Origin of the sequence: Psychromonas ossibalaenae ATCC BAA-1528, assembly GCF_000381745.1 — a bacterium.
Lineage (GTDB): Bacteria > Pseudomonadota > Gammaproteobacteria > Enterobacterales > Psychromonadaceae > Psychromonas > Psychromonas ossibalaenae.
Map to the genome: position 1 here is coordinate 82,599 of NZ_KB906982.1, position 12,789 is coordinate 95,387.

A 12,789-nucleotide genomic window follows, 5' to 3' on the forward strand; every position below is an offset into this window, starting at 1 on the left:
TAATTTAAAAATTGTTACTCAAATCATTTATAAAAACTGTATTCAAACTATATCGAAACGTTTGCGCAAACGTTTCGATGGGTAAAAATTAGACTAAAACAAAAAAAATTGCACTTACCTTTATCTGTAAATGTGAGGTGGATCGGAAGGAAAAATATTAATTTTTAAGAACTCTATTATTATTAAAAGCTTACTTGCTTAAGTAGAAAACTCTTGATACTAATAAAAAGGCAGCTGCAGAACAGCTGTTGTATATTGACTCCAGGCACTTCCTTTGTTCTACCTTTATTGAAAATAACTTATTTGATTATTAACTAATTAACAGCAGGGTAAATATCATGGCCAACCAGCTTGTACAATTAAAAAATATGTCCACAGTCGTTGCAGATACCGGCGATGTTGAAGCAATTGCCAAATTTCAACCGCAGGATGCAACCACTAACCCGTCATTATTATTAAAAGCAGCTTCGTTAGAACAGTACCAGCCGTTATTATTACAGGCCTGTGACTGGGCAAAACAGCAGTCAAATGATCTCAAGCAGCAGACCATAGATGCCGCCGATAAACTGTCAGTACTGATCGGGCTGGAAATCCTAAAAATTGTACCGGGAAGAATATCCACTGAAGTTGACGCACGTTTATCCTTTGATACACAAGCTTCGATAGACAAAGCCCGTAAGCTAATGGCCATGTACCAGGAAGCGGGTATTGCTAATAACCGCATACTGATTAAACTGGCGTCAACCTGGGAAGGTATAAAAGCGGCTGAAGCTCTTGAAAAAGAAGGCGTTAACTGCAACCTGACACTGTTGTTCAGTTTTGCTCAGGCACGCGCCTGTGCCGAATCCGGTGCTTATCTAATATCACCTTTTGTAGGCCGGATCCTGGATTGGTATAAAAAAGACACCGGCCGCAGCCAATATCCAGCGGATGAAGATCCAGAGGTTATCTCGGTAACAAATATTTATAATTATTACAAACAGCAGGGTTATAAAACCGTGGTAATGGGGGCCAGTTTCAGAAGTGTTGAAGAAGTTCTAGCACTTGCCGGCTGTGACCGTTTAACTATCAGCCCGGATTTGATGGCGCTGTTAGAGCAGAGCAATGAGCCCGTCGAACAACAGCTTAACCCGGCAGAGGCGACTGCAGAAAAAGAAGCAGACTTATCTGAAAGCACCTTCAGGTGGTTAATGAATGAAGACGCCATGGCAACAGAAAAGTTAGCAGAAGGTATCCGCAACTTTGCCATTGACCAGGTCAAGTTAGAACAGCAGCTTGCCGATCTGCTGCAAAAATAAGCAGGCGCAGATTCTACTGATATAAAAAAACCGCGATAAACTCGGTTTTTCTTTTTTACTCTTTAATAACCTGATTAATCAGTTAATTAAAGGCGCTCTGCAATCATTTTTTCCAGTTTATCCTGGTCGAGAGCAAAGTTGCGGATACCTTCCGCTAATTTGTCGATCGCCATCGGATCCTGATTATGTTCCCATAAGAACTGTGCATGAGTTAACGGCGCTTGAGATGTTTTCTCGGCTGCAGAAGGCGCTAATTTTCTAACCACTTCTCCTTCAGTATCTGCTAACTGCTGCAGTAATTCAGGGCTGATAGTTAGTCGGTCACAACCAGCAAGCTCTAAGATTTCACCGGTGTTTCTGAAGCTTGCGCCCATCACAACAGTTTTATAATCGTTTGCTTTATAGAAGTTATATATTTTTGAAACAGACAGTACACCCGGATCTTCCTGAGGTGCAAAATCACGTCCTGCATTTGCTTTGTGCCAGTCCATAATACGGCCGACAAACGGAGAAATTAGATATACACCGGCTTCAGCACAAGCACGTGCCTGAGCGAAAGAAAACAGCAGGGTCAAATTACAGTTGATCCCTTCTTTTTCTAAAATCTCAGCCGCTCTAATGCCCTGCCAGGTTGATGCAAGTTTAATCAGAATACGATCGTTGGCAATACCAGCATCGTTATACATTTTCATCAGCTGGCGCGCTTTAACCAGACTTGCTTCTGTGTCATAAGATAAGCGTGCATCAACTTCAGTTGAAATACGACCCGGTACAATATTTAAGATCTCTTTACCAATATTAACCGCTAACATGTCACAGGTGTCTTGCACCTGCTGTTTTGGATCGCTGCTTTGTGCTTTTGCATACTCAATCGCGCTGTTTATTAAAGATGCATAGTCAGCAATTTGTGCCGCTTTTAAAATTAAGGAAGGGTTGGTTGTCGCATCTTGAGGTTTATATTTTTGAATCGCTTCAATATCCCCGGTATCAGCCACAACAGTTGTCAGCTTGCGTAATTCATCTAGTTTAAATGTCATAATATTAACCTTGTAAAATTTTTAATAAATTCAAGACCGCTTTGAAGTAGTCAAATAATAGCGCTTCAAAGCAAATACACTACCCTGATTAAAGCGGTCACGGTAAACCTCTCTAGGAAATTAACGGCAAGAGCCAGGCCGTTAAACCTAAGTAGAATAGGTACAGCTTTAAAACAATGACTCTATTTTAAGGTATAAAGCTTGAAATTTAGCCCGCTTAACTTGATACATTTCATGCCTTTGGCTGCATGCTTGATGTGCTTGAATTAGTTCCGGCACAGGACAAATCTCCGCAGCTACCGCTCCTGGTTTTTTGCCTAGCATCGCTAATCTTGCCGCACCTAGTGCAGGCCCGACATCACCACCAGCTCGGTAGACTAATTTTTCTCCAAAAATATCAGCAAGCATCTGACGCCAGTAATGACTCCGGGCCCCCCCGCCTATAAGTGAAATTTCTTTCGGCCTTAAACCAGTCGCGTGTAACGCATCTAAACCATCAGCAAGAGCAAAACCGACCCCTTCTAATACAGATAATGCCAAATCTTCTTTACTGGTAGAATGAGTCATACCAAAAAAGACTCCTTTCGCATTAGGATCATTATGAGGAGTCCTTTCACCTGACAAGTAAGGGAGAAACAGCACTTGTGACTCTGGTTTCGCTTTATTTTCGACACAAGAAAGCATCTCACCTACATCCTTGAATCCAGTCAGATCAGCCACCCAGGACAAACAGGATGCAGCACTTAAAACAACCGACATAGTATGCCATTTATTGGGTAATGCATGACAAAAGCTGTGCAGTGCCGATTCAGGATTCGATAGATAACCATCACTGACTGCAAAATACACCCCGGAAGTTCCTAAAGACAACATTGCCTGTCCGGGCTCCGTGATCCCTACACCTATTGCGCCGGCTGCATTATCACCAGCCCCGGCTATAATAGGGACACACTCCATCCCCCACTGCTGAGCAAGTTCTTTTTTCAAACTTCCGGTTATCTCACATCCTTCATAAAGGACCGGCATGTGCTTCCGGGTCAGGCCCGTCGCCTTGAGCATCTCATCGCTCCAGTCTCGCTTTTCTACATCCAGCCACAGCGTACCAGCGGCATCTGACATATCAGTGGCGTAGTCACCACTCAGCCTAAAACGTAGATAATCTTTAGGTAATAACACTTTATTTATTTGTGCAAAGTACTGCGGTTCATATTTCTGCAGCCACTTTAGCTTAGGCGCGGTGAAGCCCGGCATCATTATATTCCCAGTTATCTGCCGACTGTCAGGCACTAACCGCTCAAGCTCAGAACACTCTTGGTAACTACGTCCGTCATTCCACAATATTGCAGGACGCAGAACCTGGCCCGCCTGGTTAACAATGGCAGCACCATGCATCTGTCCCGATAAACCAATAGCCTGAACAGTAGATAAATCAATACGCAGTTTTAACGCTGCAATTGCCTCGCAGGTGGCAGTCCACCACTCTTGCGGATCTTGTTCTGACCACAACGGCTTAGGCCGAGAAATGGAAAGTGATATTGTTTGTGAATCTCTGATACGCCCGCACTCATCAAGTAATATTACTTTTACGCCGGAAGTACCCAAGTCGATGCCGATATACATATTAATTCCTATTTAGTACTGATTTAACAGATGTATTCATGATGTAAAAGAAGGTGAACATTAGCCTTGTTTATCGATATTCTGGCGCTGTCATGCTTTCTGCACAATTATGAAATTTAGTAGTCGTATTCACTGATTTCACGACTGAGATTTGGATCACACAGCAGCTCCGTAGACACTGTTAGACTCAGGTCAAAATAAATAACGGGACGCATCGAGATGAATAAACGCTTTCGTATCACGCTACTTTTTAATGCTAATAAAATCTATGACCGTCAAATCATCGAAGGCATAGGTGAATATCTTCAGGCGTCACAATGTGACTGGGATATATTTTTAGAAGAGGATTTTATTACTCAGCTGGATAATTTTCATGAGTGGAGTGGTGATGGCATCATCGCTGACTTTGATAATCCTGAAATAGCCAAACGTCTAAATGAGACCAATATCCCCGTGGTGGCTGTCGGTGGATCCTATGAGCATGAACAGGAATACCCTAATTTTCCTTATGTCGCAACTGATAATAAAGCACTAGTAGAACTTGCATTTCAGCACCTAAAAATGAAAGGTTTACAAAATTTTGCCTTCTACGGCTTGCCCGAAGATCCAAGTAAACGCTGGGCTCAACAAAGAGAAAATGCGTTTAAAATAGTTACCGCTTCAGAAAAATATAACTGTTCAATATATCGAGGAAAAGAAACCAATTCTCAAAGCTGGCAGTATGATATGAACCGCCTTGCCGATTGGGTACAACGATTGCCGACTCCCACCGGTATTATTGCCGTCACGGACTCAAGAGCAAGACATCTGCTACAGGTATGCGAACATCTTGGGATTATGGTTCCGGATAAAATTTCAGTCATTGGTATAGATAATGAGGAACTGGCCAGATATCTTACCCGAGTATCATTAAGCTCAGTTGGGCAAGGCAGTAAAGAAATGGGCTATCGAGCAGCCAAAATACTGCATAAACGACTATTGAACCAAGAAGGAAAACCAGCTTCAAGTTCACTCAAATATGCACGAATACTTGTACCGCCAACTCAAGTCTTTGCCAGACAAAGCAGTGACTTTCAGGCGTTAAACGACTCCTATGTCATTCAGGCTATGCATTATATACGCCATAATGCCTGTAGAGGAGTTAAAGTTGACCAAGTGCTGGATTATGTAGGTATTTCACGTTCAAATATGGAATCAAGATTCAAGGGTGAACGCGGACACTCTATCCATCAAGAGCTCCATAATTTCAAATTAAAGCGAGCTTGTGATCTGCTTGACGCAACTTCTCTGCCCATTGCAGAAATATCAGAACTGTGCGGCTACCCTTCACTGCAGTATATGTATACCGTATTCAAGAAAAACCTCAGTAAGACCCCCAAAGAGTATCGCAACACCTCACTCGAGCGCAGCACTCCTTAGGAGTGCTGCTGTATTAAAAATCATCCAGTTTTTGTTTTCGCTTTCACTGCACAAGTAAATCTCTGCAGTGCCTTGACTAAGGTGCTGCGCGGACAGGCAAAATTTAAACGGACAAAATCAGCATCCCCAAACTCAAGGCCAGAGGTTAAACCAATACCAAATGATTCAAAGTATTTACATGAATCCGTCAAAACAAGCTCAGATATATCAATCCATGCTAAATAAGTTGCTTCAATTTTATTAAGATTAAGCTCCGGTAGTTCTGCAACTGCTGAGATAAGCAGGTTTCTATTCGCCTTTAAATACTCAACCTGATGTATAAGCCAGCTATTTCCATGCTGATAGGCTGCTTCAGCAGCTGCATAAGCAAGCACATTTACACCGGGAACAACATCTCCCCGCTCTTTTTGAAACTTTCTGCGTATCTCTTCATTGGGGATAATTGCCATTGAAGCACCTAAACCAGCAAGATTAAAGGTTTTACTGGGTGACATTAAAGTTATCGATCGTTGTGCAGCCCTTTCATTCAGACTGGCAAAAGGGATATGATGCACGCCCGGCTCTAACAGTAAGTCACAATGAATCTCATCACTGCAGATGATCAAATCATGCTTATCTACATAAGCCAAAACATCTTCCAACTCCTGTCGCTGATAAACAGTCCCGCCTGGGTTTAAAGGATTACAAAAAAGCAGCTGCTTATCGTCGACTGTTAATGATTCACTTTGTAAATCGACTAACCAGCGTCCAGTGCTTGTCACAACCGGCAGTGTGATAGCAACAGCCAGCTGGGCTGGAATTAATATCTTTGATTATTTAAATACACTACAGCGTGAGCAAGAAACGGTGAAGTTGGCACCTGAAAATTACCTCCCTTGGAATTACCAGTAAACAGCATCCGTTCCGTCATAGCGTCATAGGGTGGAACGGACTAAATTCTCTGAAGTCAAACTATCTTGCCGTAAGCTCACATGACGGTTTGTAACTCTATAATTTCGATATATTGAGACGTACAAGACTCAACAACTGCCTTGCGACGCTGCTCGGAAAGAGAAATAGGGAAACAGTAACGACTTACTGCCACAATACCGAGCTTCATTTGAGGTAAATTAATCATATTTAATTCCAACAATTTAGTTTTTATATTTAAATAACTTTATAAGTTACGAAATGGCTATATGGGCTAGATGACTCAAAGATGCAATCTTCGCGTCCATCCATATTAATTTTGTTCGGGTAGTTTTGCGTCTCTAAACACAGCCCAGCATGCTTTTCATAAATTTTGTTATTACGACCCTGCTCTTTTACAATGAAATTTCCTGAATAAAACTGCATGCCGATTTGGTCGGTGTAAACTTCTAATCCTAAGTCTTTATTTGGTGAATAAAGCGTTGCGACTTTCTTCATTTCTGTTGAGTCGAAGCACCAACAATGATCAAAGCCACCAGCTTGTGCTAATTGTGAAAAGTTGTCATCGATGTCTTGTGAGACTCTTTTCTTTACTCTGAAATCCATTGGTGTATTTGTCACATCCGCATTGTCTAGCGGGATCGATTCTGAATCTACCAACAAGTAGTGATGACTTTCGATTTGAAGAGAGTGATCGAGGATGTCTTTCGACTCAGCGAGATTAAAGTAAGTATGCTGGGTCATGTTAATCGGTGTTTTTCCATGTGGTGTTGCGAAGTAACCAATTTTTAATTTGTTCTCTTCGGTAAGTTCATAAATCACTTTAAAATCAATGTCATGAGGGTATCCTGCCTCACCAGATAGCGTGGATGTAGTCAGTTCAATAAAATGCTCTTCAGCAACGGTAACACGCCAACGTTTAGATCCGATATTTGCTGAAGCACCATGCAGGTGATTTGTGCCTTCATTCGTTTCTAACTCAACAGCTAGGCTATCAATGGTATATTTACCATTTGCAATGCGGTTTGCCCATGGCCCAACGACACAGCCAAAATAGCACTGACTATCTAGGTACCTTTGTGGTTCATCGTAGCCTAGGACGATGTTCTTTAATTTTCCATTAGAATTCTTAGAAAAGAAGTTAACAATAATTGCACCTAAGTCAGATATATCAACTTGAGTACCATGTGAGTTGGTTAATGAATAGAGCTGATAGTTGCCCCAAATTTGTGATTTTAAATTCGACATAATTTATTCCACAATGTTTTAGTAGGTATATTGGTAAATATTAAATAAAGTTTTTCTATTATGTTTTTTTAAAGTCGATTTGATAAAAAAAGTAATTGTGAACTAATTCAGAATCGAAAGTGTTTAAATTATTAACTTGTCAAATAATTTGCTCTGATTTTAATTCAAATGTTACAGCAATCTGAGGAATCATGAGTTTCTGATCTCATTCCATTGAATTACGCAGCAAAGTTTTTATTCGCTTACTTTGATTAAGAAAGTTCAAGCAAAATATGTTTAAAGCGTGTATTTAGATGGCTTTAAAAATACTCTGGTCTGTTTTGAGCACCAGTACTTCCCAAATCTAAACAACGTTAAAAAGGCAACGAATTCATCGTTGCCTTTTGTTTCGGTTCCCAGAAAGTGTGAGCTCATCCGACGCACAGCACTGAGGACCTTAACCAAACTTGGTTAGATAATTTGAGCTTCTTTCACTGTCGTTTTTTCTTGTTTACGAACCCATATTTTTTCTAGATCTTCCAAGCTCTTACCTTTCGTTTCTGGTACGAACTTCCAGATGAAGTAGACCGTAAACACGCCGAAGAACCCGTACAGCCAGAATGGGAAACCACCGTTGTAAGTCTGGAATAGATATCCATTTGAATCATTCATCATCGGGAATGATTGCGAAACCACAAAGTTGGCAAACCATTGAGCAAATACTGCTATAGAAAGTGCTTTTGAACGGATGCTATTTGGGAATATCTCGGACAATAGAACCCAAGTGACAGGCCCCAAAGAAAGCGCAAATGCTGCAATATACAGAAGCACGAAGAATAGTAGGTAACCACCAATTGCATTCGAGTAAGCGGCAGTACCTATTGCAATCATGGAAACGGCCATCGCTCCGGCGCCAATTATCATTAACGGTCGGCGACCAAATTTATCAACAGTAAAGATAGCAATGGCAGTAAAGGTTAGGTTAACAGCACCAATCAGAATGGTTTGCAACAATGCCGTATCTGTCGATGAGTCACTGAAGCTTTTGAATATTTCCGGAGCATAATAAAGGAAGACATTGATGCCCGTCACTTGTTGAAGCACAGACAACATAATACCAATGACTAATACCCCCATCATCCCTAAAGCAGCAATGCTCACCTTCCCTTTCGTATCCCCTAAAGATGATTGAATGCCTTGCCACTGTTCTTCAATATCTTCGTTTTTATTGAGAGCTCTGAGCAAATTTCTAGCTTCTTGATTTCTACCTTTGAGCGCCAACCAACGTGGTGTCTCTGGAACGGTGAAAAGTAATACTAAAAATAACAGCGCTGGGATACACTCAGAGGCAAACATATAACGCCATCCGACCGTATTGAGCCAAACTTCTGTCCCGGCAAGTGCAATGCCGTAATTAACAAAATATACCACCAGCATGCCGAAAATTATCGCAAACTGATTGCATGAAACGAGCGCACCGCGTTTATTCGGTGGCGCAACTTCTGCGATATACATTGGTGATACCATAGAAGCAATACCAACACCGATACCACCAACAATACGGAAGAAAACAAACACCCAATAATTATCTGGCACTGCGGTACCAATTGCAGAAATCAGAAATAACGTTGCGGCGATCTTTAAGGCACCACGACGTCCCATAGAGTCACTGATTTTCCCTGCGACAAGCGCACCTATAAAACAGCCCACCAACGCTGAGGATGCTGCAAATCCAAGTTCTGTTGCAGACAGTCCAAAGAAATGAGTGAGAGAGCCTGTTGCCCCAGAAATAACCGCTGTGTCATAACCAAAAAGTAATCCGCCCAATGCGACCACTATGGTTACATGAAGTACATTGATATTATCTTTCATTTTTTGCTCCTTTTTATTTTTCGTAATATCAGTTATATAAGAAAAAAAGAAATTAATAATTTGCGATATTTGATTATTAGTTTTCGTTATCTTACTTCCGTGATACAAATGGCGTTATGCCTAAATCGAATTAAATTTTTCCATAACTGTGATCTGATCTCTTGTGTGTGGGGGGAGCGAGTATATAAATGGAAAAGTCGAAAGCGAAAATTACAAACTGGAGCCAATATAATTACGCACTCTGTAAGCGTGGGGCGACATGAAGGAAAGGGCGTAGCCGAGCAGATCGTGAGTTCCTGATTTAGTTCCATTGAATTACGCAACGAAGCCCTACAACGCAGGTAAGATCTCCTCTCTGCTTGATTTGATTAACAACGCCTAGCGGTCATATAAATAGTAAAAATTCCGATTATCAAATAATCGGAATTTTTTGATAATCAAAGTCTATTATTTACTGACGGAGCTACTTTTCTCTAGTAGAAAATAATTCAGGTTAAAATTGATATTAGACGAAGAGTCATCAACTCGAAATGTCATCGTTTGAATGCCTTTTCTCAGATATATCTCTCCAATTTCTTGTAGGAAGAATAATGAATGGTTACTGGTATTATTCACTTCGTGATGAAGATGATTCTGATTTTCAAATTCTAGGAAGAACGCACCTGCGCTTTGTTGACGAGCAGAAACACGAGCACTTACGTCGTAATAACCGTTTTTTGGGACCTCAATGGTATAGTTGATCCACTCTCCTTGACTAACCCAGCAAAGGTGGATGCTCCCATTTGTATCACAAACATCAACGCTATCATAGACTCTTGAAGCTCCGCCCACATTATCATTGGTCGAATCATAATAAGAAATACCGGGACCTTTGGTGTCAAATTCATCGGCAATGACCAGTATATCTCGAGTGTTGTCCTTTTTCGGTTCATTATTAATATAGCTCGACAACTCATCTATATTGTCAGTTTGAATCATACTCACATACATATCATTCATCAATATTCCCCAGCCTGACTCTGGGGTTAAATGGCTGGTCTCATCTGTGTAGTTTGCTGCAAGCCCATACCAAAGAGAATTTACCCAAATTCGACTATCATTACTCAGGTTTTTAAGTAATTCAGGTTGAATATGAGGTTGAGAGCGGTGAGTAAACATTATTTCATAAGCAACAGGTGTATGTCTGTCAAAGGCTTCTATATCCCCTACATTTGACTCTTTTAGTATATGCATATACAGAATACGTTCATCTTGGTCTAAGAACTTTTGGATTGTCTCTGGATCATCACTACTTTTGAACAAACCAATATCAACAGCTTCATTTTCTTGCAATATTTGATAAATATCCTCCCGTATTTCCCAAGCCTTATCTAAGTTAATTAGTGCTCTTCCGTCAATCGCTTCAATAACTTCTTGTAGAGTTGGGACTTTATACTGCGTAACTGGAGTTTCTCCTCCTTGTTTCTCAAGTAAATTATATTGCTTAATTTCTTCTAGCGTCATGCTACTTACCGAACCACTGCCGTTAGTCGTCCGAGTGATGGTTGAGTCATGCATAATAACAATGTGTCCATCGAGCGTTTTTCTGAGGTCGAGCTCTATAACGGTAGCGCCCTTTTCAATGGAAGAATAAATAGCTGGAAGTGAATTTTCAGGCGCACTTCTCCAATCGGCTCTGTGAGCAACCATCATAAATTCGGCATTTTCGGATGTATCACGAATAATATCCGATGGTGACATCGCATAGATATTTAGACTTGCGGCAGCAAGTATAATGGCAATCATTTTCATTGTATCAATCCTTCATTATTTAGGTATGTATAAATCAATAAATGTATTGTTACTGCTAATATTCGTGTAGCCATAATTTATTCACTGTATGTATAGATAAGTGATAGTAGTTTGCTACAGCAGTATGGTTAAAATAGTTTGGTTTCATCTGCTTTTCATTTATGAAAACTATTAGTCACATTATGGTATATGATTAATGTGATATTGCTCAGCTCTGTGAGCTTTATATATTTGGCACGCTTCTTCATTGAGCTGCAATAATGAGATCTCCAGCACGTTAAACAAATAGCAGAAAATTAGAATTAAAAATCATAATTGAAGGGGTAAGGTAAACAATTAATTATCATGCCTCTGCACTTAGCTCAGTACTATTGTATCGGTACATGAATAATTGCTAAGTTTAATAGTCGATTTGGGATTTCTCTTTCCACTTTTCTTCGGTTGAAGCGATAACAAAATTCAGCAAGGTATTCTTGCAAGTATTGTCCTGACACACCATGAAAAGTACCAAGCAAAAATGTTTTTAAGTTACCGATCGCTATATGCATCCAAGGGAGCCACTCATCAACCAGGTCTCTGGGGGTTACCTTGGCTTCATGTTGTTGTGTGTCGTCTATAATATTCAGCGCTGAGAGCCCATCCGTATGGACTTCTTGCTGCTCATTTAAATGCTTAGAAACAAACTTATTCACGCTATTATGCAAACACTGTCTACTGCTTGCATGGCAATAAAACCTGCGCGCTTCCCTTTGCTTTCTACTGCGACTATAACGGGCGTTTTTCCTACTGCCCCACGGCCTCGCTTGCCAGTTCTTTTGCCCCCAACCAAAGCATCATCAATCTCTATCACACCCGATAGTCGATACAAGCTGTCTCGATGCCCCATGGCTGTTCGCAGTTTACTAAAAATCAAACGTGCCGTTCACCAGTTAACTTCAATGAGTTTACTCAGCCTTAAAGCTGAAAGGCTCCCCTTATCTGGGCCCAAAAAATAGATAGCCCAGAACCATTTCGCTAACGGGATACGGCTACCTGCGTACCATGAAATAAGGTATCAGCAGTTACTGAGGTTTGCTTATGACATTGGCTACATTCATAGATATCACGAGTCGTGACTTTATATCCGTGCTTACAAGCGCATCGAGGACAAGCAAATCCACTCCGCCATCTCATCTGCTTGAGGTGGTTTAAGCAATCAGCTTCTGTTCCAAACTGGCGTTGCCATTCAAAAAAAACTCGCTTCTGGCATTTTCATAGCACACTCCACCTTATAGGTGTGATTAATAGGCTCTGTTCCATTTATGTGTTGTTACCCGTATGCGGATTGTAAAATTCGCTGATAATCAAAGTTTGAGTTACTTTCTCTAAACCAAGCAAGATAATGTGGCAAATACTTTGTCGCAACACCTCGCATTTTTACATCCACCCAACCTTTGAAATGAGCTATTGCTCCATTAACTGTTTGGATATGATAAATTTTATCTATCACTCTTTTTTTACCACTTATCAATCGTTTGTGATCGCAATTTGTGTTTTTTGCAACACTGACATATGCCCAAGCACCATCACTGCATAATACCGAACTTTCTGCTATGTGAGGCTCTAAATGCCCCTTA

General features: G+C 40.8%; 9 protein-coding genes and 1 pseudogene. 2 read left to right on the forward strand and 8 right to left on the reverse strand.

Annotation, left to right across the window (positions count from 1 at the left end; translation table 11 throughout):
- Window positions 1-338 precede the first annotated feature (338 nt).
- Window positions 339-1,298 carry a transaldolase gene (tal, locus tag G327_RS0109825; RefSeq protein ID WP_019614599.1) on the forward strand — a complete coding sequence of 320 codons (960 nt, stop codon included), beginning with the start codon at window positions 339-341 and terminating at the stop codon, window positions 1,296-1,298.
- A gap of 86 nt (window positions 1,299-1,384) precedes the next feature.
- Here the strand turns inward: tal (G327_RS0109825) and tal (G327_RS0109830) are convergent, their stop codons facing one another.
- Both tal (G327_RS0109830) and xylB read right to left on the reverse strand, forming a co-directional pair.
- Window positions 1,385-2,335 (reverse strand): transaldolase, encoded by a 951-nt coding sequence (tal, locus tag G327_RS0109830; RefSeq protein WP_019614600.1) that lies wholly within the window; start codon window positions 2,333-2,335, stop codon window positions 1,385-1,387.
- A 168-nt stretch (window positions 2,336-2,503) separates the two neighbouring features.
- Window positions 2,504-3,955 carry a xylulokinase gene (gene xylB / locus G327_RS0109835; protein ID WP_019614601.1) on the reverse strand — a complete coding sequence of 484 codons (1,452 nt, stop codon included), beginning with the start codon at window positions 3,953-3,955 and terminating at the stop codon, window positions 2,504-2,506.
- 219 nt (window positions 3,956-4,174) lie between these two features.
- On the opposite strand from xylB, the gene G327_RS0109840 reads away from it, so the two are divergent.
- The gene (locus G327_RS0109840; protein WP_019614602.1) at window positions 4,175-5,374 is read left to right on the forward strand and encodes a XylR family transcriptional regulator; all 1,200 of its coding nucleotides are present in this window, start codon (window positions 4,175-4,177) and stop codon (window positions 5,372-5,374) included.
- 20 nt (window positions 5,375-5,394) lie between these two features.
- Here the strand turns inward: G327_RS0109840 and G327_RS24385 are convergent, their stop codons facing one another.
- The 6 genes and pseudogenes from G327_RS24385 to G327_RS24400 form a co-directional block, all read right to left on the reverse strand.
- Window positions 5,395-6,135, reverse strand: a complete 741-nt coding sequence (locus G327_RS24385; RefSeq protein ID WP_019614603.1) for an aminotransferase class I/II-fold pyridoxal phosphate-dependent enzyme — start codon at window positions 6,133-6,135, stop codon at window positions 5,395-5,397.
- A gap of 385 nt (window positions 6,136-6,520) precedes the next feature.
- Window positions 6,521-7,531: an aldose epimerase family protein gene (locus G327_RS0109850; protein WP_019614604.1), complete on the reverse strand. Its 1,011-nt coding sequence runs from the start codon at window positions 7,529-7,531 to the stop codon at window positions 6,521-6,523.
- Between the two features lie 450 nt (window positions 7,532-7,981).
- A complete protein-coding gene (locus G327_RS0109855) occupies window positions 7,982-9,382 on the reverse strand; it encodes a sugar porter family MFS transporter (RefSeq protein WP_019614605.1) in 1,401 nt (466 codons plus the stop codon).
- 447 nt (window positions 9,383-9,829) lie between these two features.
- Entirely contained in the window at window positions 9,830-11,173 is a 1,344-nt protein-coding gene (locus tag G327_RS24390) for a glycerophosphodiester phosphodiesterase family protein (protein ID WP_019614606.1), read from the reverse strand.
- A gap of 368 nt (window positions 11,174-11,541) precedes the next feature.
- Window positions 11,542-12,428 (reverse strand): annotated as a pseudogene (locus G327_RS25640) (IS1595 family transposase).
- Window positions 12,429-12,482: 54 nt separating this feature from the next.
- On the reverse strand, window positions 12,483-12,789 hold a 307-nt coding region (locus tag G327_RS24400), incomplete at its 5' end, for an IS1595 family transposase (RefSeq protein ID WP_019614607.1).